Source organism: Parabacteroides sp. PH5-46 (assembly GCF_029892785.1).
GTDB lineage: Bacteria > Bacteroidota > Bacteroidia > Bacteroidales > Tannerellaceae > DFXE01.
Map to the genome: position 1 here is coordinate 19,267 of NZ_JARXXA010000014.1, position 18,118 is coordinate 37,384.

The 18,118-nt window shown below is 42.3% G+C and carries 11 protein-coding genes; 3 read left to right on the forward strand and 8 right to left on the reverse strand.

Translation table 11 applies throughout. The features are described from left to right. Positions 1–15: 15 nt before the first annotated feature. From bglX to M2470_RS13895, 4 genes are all read right to left on the reverse strand, one after another. Complete coding sequence (bglX, locus tag M2470_RS13880; protein ID WP_280745602.1) at positions 16–2,298, reverse strand: beta-glucosidase BglX; 2,283 nt, start codon at positions 2,296–2,298, stop codon at positions 16–18. A gap of 11 nt (positions 2,299–2,309) precedes the next feature. Further along, the gene (locus M2470_RS13885; RefSeq protein WP_280745603.1) at positions 2,310–3,725 is read right to left on the reverse strand and encodes a RagB/SusD family nutrient uptake outer membrane protein; all 1,416 of its coding nucleotides are present in this window, start codon (positions 3,723–3,725) and stop codon (positions 2,310–2,312) included. A 21-nt stretch (positions 3,726–3,746) separates the two neighbouring features. Further along, positions 3,747–6,932: a SusC/RagA family TonB-linked outer membrane protein gene (locus M2470_RS13890; protein ID WP_280745604.1), complete on the reverse strand. Its 3,186-nt coding sequence runs from the start codon at positions 6,930–6,932 to the stop codon at positions 3,747–3,749. A gap of 187 nt (positions 6,933–7,119) precedes the next feature. Further along, positions 7,120–9,945 (reverse strand): triple tyrosine motif-containing protein, encoded by a 2,826-nt coding sequence (locus tag M2470_RS13895; RefSeq protein ID WP_280745605.1) that lies wholly within the window; start codon positions 9,943–9,945, stop codon positions 7,120–7,122. Between the two features lie 299 nt (positions 9,946–10,244). Between M2470_RS13895 and M2470_RS13900 the strand changes: the two genes are divergently transcribed. The 3 genes from M2470_RS13900 to M2470_RS13910 are packed head-to-tail and all read left to right on the forward strand — an operon-like array spanning position 10,245 to position 13,401. Continuing rightward, positions 10,245–11,381, forward strand: a complete 1,137-nt coding sequence (locus M2470_RS13900) for a glycosyltransferase (RefSeq protein ID WP_280745606.1) — start codon at positions 10,245–10,247, stop codon at positions 11,379–11,381. 6 nt (positions 11,382–11,387) lie between these two features. Further along, positions 11,388–12,659: an O-antigen ligase domain-containing protein gene (locus M2470_RS13905; protein WP_280745607.1), complete on the forward strand. Its 1,272-nt coding sequence runs from the start codon at positions 11,388–11,390 to the stop codon at positions 12,657–12,659. Continuing rightward, a complete protein-coding gene (locus tag M2470_RS13910) occupies positions 12,604–13,401 on the forward strand; it encodes a glycosyltransferase family 2 protein (RefSeq protein ID WP_280745608.1) in 798 nt (265 codons plus the stop codon). Before M2470_RS13905 ends, M2470_RS13910 begins: the two co-directional genes overlap by 56 nt. On the opposite strand, the gene M2470_RS13915 is transcribed toward M2470_RS13910, so the two are convergent. From M2470_RS13915 to M2470_RS13930, 4 genes are read right to left on the reverse strand one after another with little or no spacing between them, the layout of a single operon-like run. Continuing rightward, positions 13,391–14,251, reverse strand: coding sequence for a LicD family protein (locus tag M2470_RS13915; RefSeq protein WP_280745609.1), 861 nt, complete (start codon positions 14,249–14,251; stop codon positions 13,391–13,393). The genes M2470_RS13910 and M2470_RS13915 overlap by 11 nt on opposite strands. Beyond that, on the reverse strand, positions 14,248–15,495 hold the full coding sequence (locus tag M2470_RS13920; protein WP_280745610.1) for a flippase: 1,248 nt from the start codon (positions 15,493–15,495) through the stop codon (positions 14,248–14,250). Before M2470_RS13920 ends, M2470_RS13915 begins: the two co-directional genes overlap by 4 nt. A 9-nt stretch (positions 15,496–15,504) precedes the next feature. After that, positions 15,505–17,112, reverse strand: coding sequence for a Wzz/FepE/Etk N-terminal domain-containing protein (locus M2470_RS13925; protein ID WP_280745611.1), 1,608 nt, complete (start codon positions 17,110–17,112; stop codon positions 15,505–15,507). Positions 17,113–17,123: 11 nt separating this feature from the next. Continuing rightward, positions 17,124–17,927, reverse strand: a complete 804-nt coding sequence (locus M2470_RS13930; RefSeq protein WP_280745612.1) for a polysaccharide biosynthesis/export family protein — start codon at positions 17,925–17,927, stop codon at positions 17,124–17,126. Between the last annotated feature and the right edge of the window lie 191 nt (positions 17,928–18,118).

The window sequence follows — 18,118 nt, forward strand, 5'->3', positions numbered from 1 at the left end:
TATTTGAAATTTCAATTACTTAATCAGCGAAAATCCGGCAGACAGTATATCATGGCTGTTACCACCAACCATCACCTTAAATTCACCTGGTTCCGATACATATTCCAGATCGTAATTATAGAATTTCAGCAGTTCCGGAGTAATCTTAAAACGAACGGTCTTTGACTCTCCTGCCTTCAACTCTATCTTTTCAAAACCTTTCAACTCTTTTACCGGACGGGTGATACTTCCTACCAAATCGCGGATGTATAATTGAACAACCTCCTTCCCTACTGTTTTTCCGGTATTTGTTACCGTTACAGAAGCGATGATTTCACCCTTGCTGTCCATTGAGGAAGCGCTCAGGTTCAGGTCGCTATACCGGAATTGAGTATAACTTAAGCCATATCCGAAAGGATAAAGCGGCTCGTTACTAACATCCAGATAGTTGCTCCTGAACTTCTCAAACCAACGTCCCTCTGCTAATGGGCGACCCGTATTTTTATGATTATAATATAGAGGTATTTGGCCTACGTTCTGTGGGAAAGTCATAGCTAGTTTCCCACTGGGATTGACATCGCCAAACAAGACATCACCTATGGCATGAGCTGCCTCGCTGCCACCAAACCATACATTCAGAATAGCCGGAACATGGGCGTCTTCCCAAGTTAAGGTCAGCGGGCGACCGGCAAATACGACTAAAACAACCGGTTTACCTGTTTTCAGCAAGGCTGCCAGCAATTCTTTCTGTACGTCGAGAATATCCAGGTTTGTACGACTGCTTGCTTCACCACTGAACTCCGAGGTTTCACCTAAGGCAGCCACAATTACATCTGCCTGTCCGGCAATACGTATAGCCTCTTCCTGAAGTTGTTCGTTCGTACGTTCATCACGTCCCAGTTCACGTCCAAACATGGATGCGTTTTTCTCCAAGTCGGCATCAGCCGTCAGGTTACTACCCTTGGCATAAAGCACTTTCACCCCTTTTCCTGCTACAGACTGTATACCTTCTACCAAAGTAGCCGGTTTGGTCAGGTCTACCGCAACACTCCATGTGCCCGGCATATTAGACCGGGTATTGGCCAAGGGGCCTACTACAGCGATTGTTCCTTCTTTTTTAAGAGGCAAGGTGTTGGCTTCATTCTTCAGAAGCACAAAGCTTTCCGACGCCAGTTTACGGGCAAATGCTCTGTGTTCCGGAGTGTAGATATCCGTCTTCACCCTTTTGTCGTCAAAATACTTGTACGGATTTTGAAACAAGCCTAATTTGTACTTTGCTTCCAAGATGCGGCGACAGGCCTGATCAATATCAGCCATTGAGACAACACCCTCTTTTACTGATTTTGCGAGTGTTCCGCCAAAACCTTCGGAAACCATATCCATGTCGACTCCGGCTTTCAATGCACGGGCAGAAACAGCCTGCAAATCACCGATCCCGTGATCTACCATTTCCATAATACCGGTATAATCAGTTACTACAAAGCCTTTGAAACCCCATTGATCGCGAAGTACATCTGTCATCAGCCATTTATTGGCAGTAGCCGGAACGCCATCCACTTCATTGAAGGATGCCATCACGCTACCTATTCCCGCTTCAACTGCTGCTTGATAAGGATACATATACTCATTAAACATCCGAAGACGGCTCATATCCACCGTATTATAATCGCGCCCGGCCTCTCCTGCTCCATATAAAGCGTAATGCTTCACACAAGCCATGATGTGCGTATTGTCAGAATAGCTGTTATCTCCCTGATAACCACGCACCATTGCCTTGGCAAATTCACCTGCCAGGAAAGGATCTTCTCCGGCTCCTTCGGAAACGCGCCCCCAACGGGGGTCGCGTGAGATGTCAACCATAGGACTGAATGTCCAGAAGATACCATCGGCACTCGCTTCTATAGCAGCTATACGAGCCGACTGTTCTATCGCTTTCATGTCCCAACTGGCCGCCAATCCTAAAGGAATGGGAAATACTGTTTCGTAGCCGTGAATCACATCCATCCCGAATATCAGCGGGATCTTCAGGCGGCTCTCTTCAACTGCCAGGCGCTGAACTTCCTTTATCTTGTCCAGCCCTTTGATATTGAATAAACCACCAACCTGTCCTTTTCTTATTTTGTCTGCTATATCACTGCTTTGAGCCTGCCCGGTGGTAATATCACCGGCTCCGGGCAGGTTCAGTTGCCCTATCTTTTCCTCCAACGTCATTTGCTCCATCAGCTCGTCTATGAAACGATCCATCCGGGCATCTTTCGTTTGGGCTTGTATAGTTTCAAATGCCAGCAGACAACATATTCCTAAAAATAGCGTCTTCATAGGCTATCTAATTACCAGCCAGGATTCTGAGTAATTGTTTCAACTTCCAATATCTGTTTATTCGGTATTGGGAACAACTCATGTTTTCCGGCTACGAAGTTCTTGCCTGCTTTTGCCATCGCTTCCGCAGCTTGCCCGGTACGTACCAAATCAGCCCAACGGTCATGCTCGAAAGCCAACTCCAGACGACGTTCGTTCCAGATAGCTTTGCGTATTTCACTCTGGTTTGTTGTCGTAACATTTGGAAGTTTTGCACGATTACGCACTTTATTCAAAGCAGCAAGCGCCTCATTTGTCTTCCCTAATTCGTTGGCTGCTTCAGCCTGGATCAGGTATATCTCGCCTAAGCGAAGCATGCGTATATTCTTGTCGCCATCATCTGAGCCTGCATTAGCACTTGAATAAGCCTTGTAGTTATACATCGGATTTTCTGTTGCACCTACGATTCGACCATCCCACAAAACAGAATTACGGAAGATAATAGTTGCATTCCTACGAATGGTATCCCCTGCCTCGTTAAATGCCGCCAACAGATTGTCAGAAGGTGTATTAAATCCCCATCCCCATCCTGTTTCTCCACGGGCTCCTTGTGTAGCTGAGTATTGTTGTACACCATGAGCGATGGATTCACCTCTGGCTTGTATTTCGAAGATAGACTCTGTACCATTTTCAGCAGACGCACGCCAGATAACGGAGTAATCAGATTCAAGTCCGTATTCTCCAGAACTAATTACAGTTGTAGCATATTCATACGCTTGTTCCCATTTTTCCTGATATAGGTAAACCTTTGAAAGCAAGCTCTGAGCTGCACCTTTTGTTGCACGTCCCAAATCGGCTGAAGCATAGCCACTTTTAACCGGCAAGCCATTGATAGCATCCTGCAAGTCTTTTTCAATATAAGCATAAACCTCTGCTTTGGGAGCTCTTACTGAAGGATCTCCATCCTGAATTGGAATATCACCCCAACCTCTTACCAAATAAAAATAGCATAAACCACGGAGGAACTTGGCTTCTCCTATCAGGCGGTTCTTATATGCCTCATCGGTAAGACCGTAGCTTTCGGTATATTCGATGCTTTGTGTAGCACGCCCGATTGTTTTATACCAACGTTTCCACATAGCCTCTGACGAACCGGATGTACTGGTGAAAGTCAGATCATCATACAAGTTTTTATCCGAGCCGTTATCGCTTGGAGAACTACCTTTGTCGGCATTGTCTGATATAATTTCAGTCATCGCAAGATACGAGAAGGCATAATCCCAATCGGTAAACATACCGTATGTAGCATTTACAAACATTTCCGGAGTATAGACTTCTTCACTGTCTCCGGCCTCTACTTTTTCTTGTGAAGGGACATCCAGAAAATCGCTACACCCTGTAAATGTAATCGCAAGTGCGGATACGATCCCTATATATATTTTTTTCATGACGATACAATATTTAGATTATTAGAATGATAAATTAACTCCGAAAAGGAAATTACGAGTTGTCGGATAAGCTGACAATTCTATACCTGTTGTTCCTTTCGGATCCCCGTTTGAAACGTCCGGATCAGTAGAATAACCTGCTATTTCAGGCGTGAATCCTGAATAACCTGTAAACATGAATGGGTTCTGAGCTGTGAAGTACAGTCTCAGTCTGCTTCCACTAAACACCAGGTCATTAAATGTATAACCTAATGTGATGTTGTTGATACGGAAGTAGGCGCCACTTTCAAGGAAGTAGTTGGATGAGTACGAGTCGCGATTAGCTCCCGGATGGCTGTTAGTTGAACCGGCACCTTTCCATCTGTTTTTATAAGTGTCGTGAGTAATATTTTCTCCGCCATCGATACGTCCGTGTTTCAGGCCGTTATACACTTTGTTGCCTGCTACTCCGTAGCCATCAACACTAAAGTCGAAGTTTTTGTATTCCAAGCCAATATGCACACCATAGTTAGATGTCGGCAAATACGAACCGAAGAATTTCTTGTCGCGGTTATCGATGATGCCGTCATCATTCTGGTCTTTGTAGCGGAGGTAGCCCGGTTTGGGTGTTCCTGCCTTTGCGTTGTTCGGATCATCTATTTCTGCCTGATTTTGCCATACGCCGTCTACTTCATACATCCACCATGCGTAGATAGGTTGTCCTTCCTGCAAGCGTTTGGTGATCTGTCCGTCGTTCAGGCTACCACCTGTTGCTCCGTCATATGTAGGTGTTACGCTTTGTACTTCATTCTTATTATATGAGTAGTTAGCGCCAACTTCATATACCAGTCCGTTTGCCAGTTGGTCTCTCCAGGTCAATCCAAGCTCGATACCGTTATTCTTCACCTTGGCACCATGCGCATAAAAGTTTGCTTCGTACATAGAACTCTGTGTCGGTGTAACGTCTAATATAGCGTTTGTATTTGTTTTGTCGTAATAGTCGATACTACCGGATAAGCGGTCGTTCAGGAATGCAAAGTCAAGACCTAAGCCCCACTCGCGTGTAACCTCCCATGTCAAGTCTACGGCAGGTGTACCAAATGCAGAACCGTACACGAGGCTTTGGTTCGGGCCAAATACATAGTTATAGTTGTAGCTACCCGGATCAGTCAAGATCTGCGACACGTTCAGCGGAACATCCTGGTTCCCCAGTTTACCCCAGGTACCTCTCAATTTGAGGTAACTGATTGAAGTTATATCCTGCATAAAGTCTTCGCGTGAGATCGTCCAGCCTGCACCGAATGAAGGGAAAGTTCCCCAATAGTCACCTGTTGATTTAAACACGCTGCTACCGTCGCGGCGGATCGTAGCCGATACATAGTATTTATGGTCGAAGTTATATTGCAAACGTGCAAAATAAGAGGCCAGTGTACGCGGCGTATAGTAGTAGTGGTTTACTTCCTTTGCATAAGCATCCGAAGCCATACCCAGGTTCCAATATTGCTTTTTAGACGGTACATCGTATGCTTTCAGAATCGATGTATTACCAATACCTGTCTTTTCGCGTGAAAGCCCGGCTACTACTTCTACATTATGTTTTTCGAAGCTCTTCTGGAAAGTCAAGTATCCTTCCCATATCCAGCGATAGGTTTCTACATCGCGGAAACGTAATGAATTATCAGCATAGGTTGTAACTGACGTGTTAGCTGCTTTCAGGCCTTCAAATTCTCCTTCTGTCCGGCGAGGATCGGCATTCAACCAAGCGCCTTTAATATTAGAGAACTGACGATTCTTGCTGAAATATTTCGTAGCACCAAAGCGTGAGTTTGCTTTCAGGAAATCAAAAATCTTAAATTCACCTTCTATACCACCCTGTACTGTAAATGTTTTGTTCCGTTCGTTGGCATTATCTACTGTGTACAAGGGGTTTCCGATTGAATTCAGTTTACCGAAGATATCACCGTCTGCTCCTTCATAGCCTACCACACCAGTTGTTTTATTTACAAACGAAGTACCGTAGCGTCCGTTTGCATATCTGGTAGGAACTAAAGGCGACTGTCTGTAGGCTTCCGTAAAAGCTCCATACGGTTTTACATCTTCGTTTTCAAACGCAATACTCAGATTTTGAGTAAATTTCAAACGATCGTTAAAGAACTTATATACATTGTTATTACGGATCGTAGTACGTTGGTAGTTTTGTCCGTCTAGCAATCCTTCTTCATCATAAAAGTTGTAGCTGAAGAAATAATCAACGGCTTTGCTACCACCTGATAAAGAAACTACATTATTCGTTGTAATACCATTGCTGATCAGTTCGTCGTACCAGTCTGTATTATACGGCTGTTGAGACGCATCCTTCAACAAATAAGCATTGGCGTCTCCACCATCGATAAGCACCTGTTGGTTTTGGTTGAAATACTCAACATATTGTGAAGCATTAGCCATTTTCACTTTGTTGAGTACTGTTTTGATTCCTACATACGATTCTACACCAATACGGGCTTTACCTTCCTGCCCTTTCTTTGTTGTAATCAGGATAACTCCATTTGCAGCTCTTACCCCATAGATAGAAGCAGATGATGCATCCTTCAAGATATCCATCGTTAGGATGTCGGAAGAACTGATGTTTTTGATATCATCAACCGGGAAGCCGTCTACGATATAGAGCGGGTTACGCCCTCCTAAAGCTGTTCCCAAACCACGAACAACCACCGACGGGGTAGAGCCCGGAGCATCCGTATTGATAATATTAATACCGGACACCTTACCCTGTATAGACTGCACGGCATTCAAGGCAGGTTGTTTCAGGATAGTTTCTGCCGATACACTTCCGATAGCACCGGTAAGGTCGGCCTTCTTCGCCGTACCATATCCGATCACCACTGTTTCGCCCAGCACTTGTGAGTCTTCCTCCAGAACAACATTCACAGTCATACTTGCACCTACCGTAACAGTCTGCGGCTTCAATCCCAGATAGGAAAAAACAAGAGCATCTCCTTGCTTGGCGTTTATTGCATACTGCCCGTCGATATCCGTAATAGTACCGGTAGTAGTGCCTTGTATGGTTATGTTTACTCCCGGTAGCGGATCTTTATATTGATCCGTAACGGTTCCCCTCACAACATTCTGAGCATAAGTATTCATTATGCCCATCACAAATGTTAAGAACAATAAAAGGCATATCCTTTTACCACTCCCACGTTTAAGATAAAATTCTCTAATTTTCATGGATTCTACTTTTTTGATTAGACCTTCGTAAATAGATTTTGACAAAAATAAAGACTTCATTCACTTTTTTTAAAAAATGCCTATCACTACGAGTACTTCTCTTCGTTTTTTAACAAATCCAAGACCTCACGATTACCTCTCACCTAAAAGTAATCGCCTTATTTACAGATGTATAAAAAAGAAAGAATTAGAACTGCAGGAAGAATTCATTCAAATGCTGAGAAGCTGAAATGTTTAATTTTTTGCGAAGTCTGGAGCGACTATTTTCAACAGAACGGACAGAAACATTCATCAAAGCAGCGATGTCTTTAGAGTCCAGATTTAATCGCAGGCAGGCACATAGCTTCAGGTCATTGGATGTTAATGATGGATAATCGGCTTTCAAATGTTTAAAAAAGCCGGTGTGTTTTTGTTCAAAATTGATCAGAAACATCTTCCAATCTTCCTCGGTATCAATATTTTCACTCAACAAGGCGTCTACTTTATTAAAAAGGGGAGCCAGGCTTTTGTTGTTTTGTTTTCTGTAAAAATCCTCTAATTCTCCTTTTATTTTCATTAACAATTCATTGCGTCGTATTACAAATGACGTTTGCGTTAATAATTCTGCATTTTTTTCTTCTAATTCGCGCAATAACTCTTCATTTTTGCGCCGGAGGCGTTTGGCTTCGCGGCTTCTGATCTTCATCAGGTGCACATTCCGGTAACGCCTCAGAATCATCATCCAGATAAGCAACAGCGTTAAGGCTGCAAGTAGCAAATAGGCAAGATAGGCCCAAACGGACTGATACCAGGGAGGCTGCACATGGAAGGTGCAACTGACCGGTTCGGAATAGTTACCTAGATTATCAAGTGTCCGGATCTTCAAGGTATATTCACCCTCGGGCAAACGTACGTACGATATCCGGTTTATCTTTTGAGACTCAGACCAATGGGGGTCTACCCCCTCAAGGATATACTGAAAATAATAGCTGGAAGCCAATGTGTTTTTGGCTGAAAACCTTATAGTTACCGAATTATACTTGTAAGGTACCTCTATAGTTTCGGAAAGGTCTTTATACTGAGGTGCTAAACCTACAGCCTCAACCTGAAATGATTTCAGGAAAGGTGGTTCCAGGTGCGTATCCCCAAAAGCATCTTTCTGATTATCATAAAGTAAAAAGCCATTATCCAGGCATACGATATTAATAGAATCATTCGCTATTGAAATATTCTCATAGCTATTAACCAGAGAGAGGTTTTTCGACCCCAGGTCATACGACTCTATAATAGACGCATCATACCCGTCATACGAAAATTTATAGATAGCAGAACGGGTCAGCGCCCAAAAGATACTGCCCTGTATATGAACTACATTTCGTATACCGTGCACCATCCGGAAACAATTATTCAGGTGTTCGTTGGGGATAACAGCATCCGAGATATCGTCATAGTTATAGAAGCAATCGTCGCCAAGCAGTACCACACGGCCTCCTACCTTAAATACCTTCAATTTGTAAGGCAACTGGTCGCCACTATCGCCTCCCAAATAGGTATAGCTTTCTATGCGTTGCATATCATCAGACAAACGGCAACGGAACACTCCTTTATTAAAATGCTCTAGCCAAACATTCTCCAGATGGTCAACCTCCGTATTGATAATCGGCTCATTCAAAGGATTTAAATCATGAACAACTCCTGTTTGCTTATCTACAAGTTTTAATAGATTATATGTAGATAAAAGCAAGACATCTCTTCCTTTTAATCTCGTTTGCACCCCTTTATAAACCCCTGTCGTTAAATTATAAGGCTCTGATATGGAGAGGTTTTTGTGTATCTCGCGAATCCCTCTGTTATGACAGCAATATAGTTTACCATCTGCAATAATGAAAGACCATACCTGCCCTTGCGTACCTTCTACCAGTTTAGCCTCCGACAAGGTTCCCGACTTTTCCAGATCAGCCTTCCGGATATAGTAAACTCCCTGATTGGTTCCCAGAAACAGTTTATCATCCCAGAATATTGCTTCGTAAGCTGAGCCCATATTCCCCTTAGAATCAATATAACAGCTCATCTTTGGCAGATACTGTACAAATGAGATACCCCTGTCGAGTCCTGCCCATATATTGCCTACATGATCTTCAAACAAAGACAATATGGTATTGTTCTGAAGCATATTCTCTGTTGATATGCGGTCTACAACTCGTCCGTTTTCATCTACTTCGTAAATGCCATCAAGGATAGTCCCGAACACATATGTGTCCCGCATCGTACGCATTCCGCAGTTCAGGTCTACAGCCCGCATGATTTCTGACAATTCAGGATTCCACTCCTTAAAACCCTCTCCATCATAGATATAAATACCTTTTCCCGCTGTACCAATCAGGTATTTATCGGTTTGAAACGGCAGAATAATCCGCACGTCGGTATCATTAAAGATGTCGCTACCGGGTATCATTTGCAATTTGTCTTCCTGCAGCCGGTATATCCCATCACCCATCCTTTGTACCCAGTATTCATCTCTTACTTTTGTCAGAAAAAGAATTGGGTATGAGAGTGGTAGCTTACGAACGGTGTCATAATCATAGACAAAAACAGAGCCAAAGGATTGAAAATAAACAAATTCGCCATTCGCCCATATCTTCCAGAAATCGTCATTTTCAAATTCTGATTTATCTATAGTTGCACTCAGAGAAGTGTATTGAAGTTTCCCTGAAAGATCCCTGTCCCAGCGCCCAAACTCCTCATAACTACCTGTAAATAGGGTTCGATTCGACAATACAGCCACCGAGCGGATAGTCGGGCGGTTAGGAATTGTATTCAGCTCCCAGCCAATCCCATCATACTCCAGTAAGCCTACATCATTGGCGAAATACATGATCCCTCTTTCATCCTGCCCTATCGCCCAGTTCTTATTGCTTGCCCCGTACTTTTCTTTCGAAAAATTGATTACATAAGGCTTATTATAAGCATGCATATCAGCCGGAAAAACCAGCCAGCATAGTAGCAACAGTATTTCTGCAATTACATATCTCATTATCGAATTAACAAAGCATAGTTTCATGTCTTGAAGACAAAACTACAAAATCAGACGATATAAAGTGATACTTAACAGATGTTATTTTTTGAATATAATCCCACATATGTAGAACTCATGTTCAACAGTTGTTGAATTCATGTTCTACAATTGTTGAACATAAGTTCTACAACTGTGGGACTTCAAAGTAGAAGAAATTAATTAAAGTAATGACTTACCGATTTGTTGTGAGTGGATAAGGATTGATAAAGAAAATTTTGTAATTTTGGAGGCCGAAATAAGTTTCCTGAATTACAATTATGATAAAAGTCTGTTTTATTGTTTCATCCCTGGTGAATGAAGGACCTGTTAATGTTATGTATAACATCATCAAATACATGGATTTCTCCAGGTTTGAGGTGTCTGTCATAACCTTGATACCCGAAAGGGAAAACAGCCGGATGGTAGAATTCAGGCAATTACCCATTTCCATCCACCAGATTGCTACGGAAAAGATTCCTTCTCTCTTACAGATGTACAGCAGGCTTAAGAAAAAAGTACAGGAAATCAACCCGGATATGATGCATGCACATTGTCCCAGATCCCTGTATTTAACAGTTTTTCTGCCTAAGAAATATAAACGTATTTATACCATCCATATCTACCCGGGCTTGCAGCAGAAAGTGCTATATGGTACCCTGAAAGGAAATATTGTTATCTTGCTAAATCATTTCTTTACCCGCAGGATGGATCTCCCTATCGGATGTGCAGAGAGTATCAGCACCTTGTATAAGAAGAAGAAAGGCTGGGAGATCATGAGTATCCCTAATGGTAGTTCTCTGCCCGTCTGGCAAGAGGATGCTTTACAGAAACAACAACTCCGCGAAAAATTCGGACTGAAAAAGGATGTCCGCTATTTCATATTCATCGGGCGCTTTTCAAAAGAGAAGAACCCGGATCGCTTAGTGGAAGCTTTCCGGATGCTCAACAACAAGAAGATAGGCCTCATTATGCTTGGGAACGGACCGATGTGGGATGAACTGAAGCGTAGCGAGTCTGAACAGATACTCCTGCCCGGTTTTACTACCGAAGTGTACAATTATCTGATAGCATCGGACTACTACATCTCGGCTTCCGAGGTGGAAGGTCTGGCCAATACACTATTGGAGAGTATGACAATCGGCCTGCCGGTTATTCTTTCCGACATACCTTCGCATCAGGAAGTCTTATCTAAAATGGAGAAAAATGTAGGATATATCATTCATCAAGATCAGGTAAGCGATATAGCCGATAAAATAGAAAAAATCATTCATGAAGTAGACAGAATCGAAGCTGCAACAGAGATCAGGAGAGTTTTTCAAACCTATTATACAGCAGAGAAAATGTCGGCTGCATACCAGGCCGCCTATCTTAATTTAGGAGCACACAATAATTCATGCTCCCAGGCGTTTTTATAGTGGTTTATGACGCAAGAATTTATTAACAATACATATTACAAGCTTTTCGTTTTTTCCTTCGTATTCGGGCTTCTGTTGTATGGCACGATAGGATTTGACGGAATGGACGAGCTTTGTGCCTTAGGCCTTGTTGCCTTTTTCTGCTATACCATATCCCAGATGAACGACTGGCCGATGAATAAGGCATTCCTTACTACTTTGGGGGTATTTCTTTTTTATTTTTCTTATTCGTTTTATATCGGAAGTAATGTGAAAAAGGCGATTTTATCAGACTTTATCATTCAGCTGAAGCCCTATGTGGCTTTCTTCCTGGTGTACCAGCTTCGGCCTGTTTTCAGCAAAAACCAGAAAGCGATTCTGCGCATTATCTGTGTTGTTTTCTTGCTTATTATGGTACTTTTAGGGCTTTTATCATTCGCTAAAGAACGGATCATTTTTGATACAATGTACCACGTATCATACTACTATGCTTGCGCCCTAGGCATATCACTGGTTTATTTCTTTTGTGGGGAGAATACTACGAAAGACAAAGTGATATTTATCCTGATGCTATCGGTAGGGCTGTTCTCTACACGCTCTAAGTTCTATGGCATCTATTTGCTGTCAATTGCACTTATATTATTTGCCCCTTATATTAAGAACTTCAGGTTCAACTTCAAAACGATCTTCGTAGGACTGGCTGTTATAGCCGGGGTTGTTATTGTAGGCTGGCAGAAAATAGACCTCTATTTTGCCCTTAGTGGCGAGGCGGAGGAAGTGGAAACAGGCTTATTGGCCCGTTTGATGCTATACCTGACATCGGTTGACGTATTTGTAGACTACTTCCCGTTCGGTTCAGGCTTTGCCAGTTTTGCTTCTTACTCGTCCGGGGTTTACTATTCCGATCTTTATGCTAAATACGGAATAGAGAAAATATATGGTATGAATAGCTCCGATTACAGCTATATTGCAGATACGTATTACCCCTGCCTGGCCCAGTTTGGTATCGCAGGAGTTTTACTTTTTATCTCTTTTTTCGTTTATCTCATCCGGAAATCACATCAGATATTCAGGCAAAGCGATGAAACTAAATACCTGATCATCACCACGATAATCATCTGCTATATACTCATCGAAAGTATTGCAGACGCCACCTTTACAGGACACCGGGGGTTCTTTATCATGACACTCCTGGGGCTTGTATTCTCAGAACAGAAACAGAAACTAGAAACACTTTCAATACATGAATCCGGAAATCTCGATCATAACAGTGACGATGAACCATCTCCCTCTGCTTAAGGAGATGCTATATTCATTGTTTGTCAGTTGCAAGCCTGCTACCAGCTTTGAGTTGATACTGGTTGACAACTGTTCGACAGACGGAACCATTGAATATGTAAGGGAAGCATACCCTTCCGTTCATATCATTGAAAATACGGAAATCAACGGTTTTGCCAAAAACAACAATACGGGAGCCGCTCAGGCAAAAGGGCGTTTTATCTTGATACTGAATCCGGATATAATACTCACTGACGGCGCGATTGACACACTATATCAATACCTTAAGAATAACCCATCGGCCGGCATTGTAGCTCCGAGATTGCTGAACCAGGATGGGAGCATACAACTTTCAGCCCGCCATTTCATGAGTGTTAAGTTCCTGCTTTGCCGTATTTTCACCAATGGGAAAGATGATACCAATAACCCGGTAGTACAGGAGTACCTTATGCCTGATATTTCAGACGATCAACCGTCGGAAGTAGACTGGTGCCTGGGAGCTGCTTTACTCTTTGAAAAGAGCTTCTATCAGCAACTGGGAGGCTTTGACGAGAAGTTCTTCTTGTACGTAGAAGATGCCGACATCTGCCAGCGCTGCTGGTTTGCCGGAAAGAAAGTGATCTACCTTCCTCAATCACAAATGATTCACGCCCATCAGCGAACCAGTGCCCATCTGAGCAAGAAGACTATCATGCACTTAAAAAGTCATTTCTATTTCCTGAGGAAAAACCGTTTCAAGATCGAACGTGTCCCTACAAAATAGGTTTCAGAATGTAGGCGTGTTGGTCAGCCTGACGCTTTGATTCGGGTGGAGGCGTCATGTAATTGGGGCCATATAGCGTAGTAAGGTAAACGTCCGGATTCTGTGGCGCATAAAACAAGGATCCCTCAAACTCCAATTCGATTAATGGATAGATATCATCATACTTGAAAAACCGCTTCCACAAAGTATCAAAGCCATGCCCTATATAACAGTCTGTTCCTAAGCTCCGGTTCCTGTCAATCAGTTTTTTTGCACGTTTCAGATAGCGTTTTTCCAGGAAATGAAAGACGGGATGAAAGAGAGACAGGACTTTCTTATTAAACGAAAGATGCTTGAAATTAACAGCTACAAGGCATTTGCATATAAACATGTTGTAATCCTTGATCCGTTTCTCTTTCTGGAATATCTTTGGATCTGTATGGTAGCGATCAGCCGGGAAAATGTCAAGAAACAGGCCTTTCTCGCTTTCCTCGTCTTCAAAACCGGGTGAGAGAATCAGACTTTTCGTATCTCTGACTTTACAGGGAAGCGGGAGGTATTTGTAGCTGGGGTCCAGCTCCCTTGTTTGAAGAATCATATCTTCCGGAAACTCCTGTGGAGCAACCTCAAGGAAGCGTTCATAATCTTCTCTTAACATGCAGATATCCAAGTCGTCATCCCAAGGGATAAAGCCTTTATGGCGAACAGCTCCCAGCAAAGTTCCCGAGCACATCCAGTAGCCTATCTGATGCTTCCTGCAAACATGGTCGATAATCTTGAACATCCGGAGCAAAACCAGTTGAGCCTGACGCAAAACCGTATCTCCTTCGCTACGATTATCCGGGAATATTTTACTGTAATCTGTCTTCATGTCTTAAACAATTTATAATGTACTACTCCTCTTATCCTGAACGCAAACAAGAGTACCTCTGCCAACACTACCATACCTGCTACTGTATAAAGAGACAGGGATCCGGATAAAAGAAGTATCAATAAGCCCAGCAGATGAACAAAGGATACTGCAACCACTGTCCAGTTGGTATAAGAAGCATAGCCCATCGCTGCCAGGAAGGGGTATCCCAAAAGCATAGAGGGGATTGTAAAGAAGCAAGCACACATCAGTATCCGGAATACCATCAAGGTTTCCTCTTTCGCATCATTACCATAAATAAGCCATATAACCCAGTAAGAGACAAGTAATATGCCTATTAAAAAGACAACATTGGCAGGAGTAATCCGCTTAAAGACCCTCTTAAAGAAAGGAACATCTTTCGTCTTGGCTATATGTGGGAACAGTACTCCGGTAAAGGGAGCTAGTAGCTGATTGTATGCCTGATATAATTTCTCTGCTGCCGAGTAATACCCTACTGCCGTATTGCCGCAAACCAGCCCAAGTATAAAGGTATTTATATTGGTAAACAAGGATACCGACAAGCGGGACAGAAAGTAGGTGAAACTATCCTGAAATACAGTGCGAATTTCTTTAAGAGAAGGGATAAACCACTTCATTTTCTCTTTGAAATAGATAATATAGATACTGATCAGACCTGCGAGTATGTATCCAATAGAATAGAACACAGGAGCTAATACATAGTCTTGCGGCTTACGGATAAAAATAAAGAACGGAATAAGGCTTACGGATTTGGCTACAATATTAAAAATGGTGATGTATTTCATCTTCTCCATCCCTTGGAAATACCACATCGGGAACATTACATTCCCTATAACAATCCCAAAATAAGAGAGATAAAAGACAGCCTCCTCCTTGAAACGATCAAACAATAAGGTCATTAAAAACAACAAACCGAAACTGAGAATCGCCAAAACAATCCGGCAAACAAAGGCTCCATTCAGATATTTATTGATAGCAACCGTATCGTCCCGGTGACTGGAAATGTATTTAGTGGCTGATAAATTAAAACCAAAATCGGTAAAGATTACAAAATATTGAATCAACGTTTGCCCAAAAGCAATCAAACCCCAACGCTCAACGCCTAATACACGGAATAAATAGGGAAAAGTAAGGAGTGGCAAAACATAATTTACACCTTGCAGCAAAACCAATGCCACAAAATTCTGAGTCATTGGTTTCTTTAGCTGATTCGATACATTCATGCCGCTATATTACTTTTTCACGCGTTGAAACTCTCTGATCAAGTCGTTTAGCTGTTCTTTACCGTAAATCCAGCCAACAGTGATAACCAATGTCAGTAAAACAATACCGATAGCTGCATACAGTTTTCGCGGGGCAACCGGACGGGGCATAGTAAAGGCCGGATCAATGATTTTAGCCTTTTCTTTCGACTGTGCAAGTGCCAGTACGGTTTCCTCTCTCTTTTGTAACAATATAAGGTAGATGCCTTGTAGTATTTCTTGCTGACGTTTATAGTTTATATAGACTCTTTCCTGCGCCGGTACTTCACCCATCCGGCTGAAAAGGCTTGCCTCTTTGTCTTTTAATTCTTTAATAACCAGCTGGGCGCTTTGGTATGAGTTATTGATCATCTGGTGAACCCCTTCTCTTAACTTTTCAATCTGAAGGGTAACCGGCCCGATCAAAGGATTATCCATTCCAGAAGAGTTCCTGATCAAGCGCTCTCTCTCCAGCAATGCCTGATTGTACAGTGCCAATGGGTTATTCTCCGACTCTTGTCCGGAAGTGAATAAAGAAGGGATAATCTTGTACTGGTTAGCCGTATCTTTCACAAAGGCATCCATCAGTTTAATCACATGGGATTGTGCCTCGGCTTCTATCAGTTTCATCTGCAAATCCTTCATATACTCAACATAGTACTGAACATCCGACTCTACCATCGTGATACGGTTTTTAGACTTATAGTCTTCAATATCCAGTTCTACTTTTGCCAAGTCGGAGAGTATATTGTTGATTCGCTCGTCTAGAAAGACCATCGATCTGGCTCCTAATTCATTCTTATATTCCTTTGCCCGCTCGTTATACAAGACAATAAGCAGATTAAACATATCCTTGGTCCGCTGTTTCTCATAATCAGAAGCCAGGAATTCGATAACGTTAGATGTTTTAGACAGTTCTTCTATCGTAAATTCTTCTACCAAATCGTCAGCTACGGCATTCAGAGGACGCACCGTAACATTCATTTTGTAGTCCGGATTGGCTCTTCCCATATCGGTATGATCAAAAATGAACTCTCCTTGCTCCATCTTTACAACGGCAGGCAGTTCATTGAACTGGAAACTTCCCTTCCAGTTTTCGGTTTTGATTTTAGCCTTTATATTTACTTTACCGGGGGATACTGATACTGCGAACTTGATTACATAATCCAGATTATACAAGGTAGTAGAATCTGCTGTTACCACCAACGGCTTTTCCTTATACAAACGATAAAAAGAATAAGGCTTTGTATACTCGGCATATAAGCCTAATTTATAAATCATTTCACTCAGGATGCTATTGGAAGTAAACGTAGCGATCTCATCATCGATAACAATACTTCCGGATGACAGGCCACCCAAACCGAAAGACTTCATCAGTCCTGCCGCTTCTCCCAAAGCCAGACTACCGGACGACAGTAGACTGTTTTCATCTTGTATCTGCACACGAGCCATCGTTTCAAACGTTTTCGGGTACAATAGCAGATACAGAATAGCGAGTATGACGGTAAAAATCCCTACCCCTAAAATTAATTTCCAATGAAGTAAATAGTTTACAAGAATCGTTTTCAGACCGATTGTTTCGTCATCCTTTCTTTCCATGCTTTGTTTCATTACATATTTGCTGCTGCTACAACAATAGTTGTTACCAATGATAGAGCACTTATTATTGCAGAGAAAATAGATATACTGAACTGTTGTCCCTGGCTATAGCGGGCATTTCTTTGTTTGGCTACGTTAGGCTCAACGTAAATAACATCATTTTGCCGTAAATAGTAATAAGGAGAGGCAAAGACGGCAGGGTCTGTAAGATCGACGCGCCCATACTCTTTTACTCCGTTATTATCACGTATGATGAGGATATTTTTGCGGTTGGCATTAATGGTTAAATCTCCTGCTTGCCCCAGCGCATCGATCAGTGAAATCTTCTCATTCTTAACAGTCATAGCTCCCGGACGTGAAACCTCTCCCATAAATGTTATCTTATAATTTACGATATAGACAGTTACGATAGGATCTTTCACGTAATGAGATATTTTGCTCTGCAAATTGTTTACCAGTTCTTCTTTGGAAAGCCCTGCCGCCTGCACTTTCCCTATAACTGGAAAGGTGATTGTTCCATCCGAATCCACCAGGTAAGTAGGGGCGTATTCAGAAGGGTTAAGTTCCATATCCCCGGGGGTAAGACGATATGTTGACGGCGGATTGAAAGGAACAACAATCGTAGGATCCCAGGCGGAAACAGTAATTGACAACAAGTCATTCAAGGCAATCCGCGAACTATAGATCTGATCCATCTGTGCAAGTTGTTCCTTCGTCAGAGAATCAAGCCCCTGAAAATAAAGAACATCTTTAGGCGTGGTACAGGAAAATAGCAGGCTAATAAGTAATAAAACTGATAAAAGTTTACTTTTCATAATCTCTATTTCAAAATGCGTGCAAATATACGACTTTTCACGTTAACATAGTAATAAGGGAAAGGCATCCTTCTCCTTATTACATTATATAACGATGCTTACGGAAATATATTGCTGCATTTAACAGCAAAAAAATAGTTTTTCAAAACACACGTATGCAATTAAAAAAACACATGCATGTGTTTTCGGAA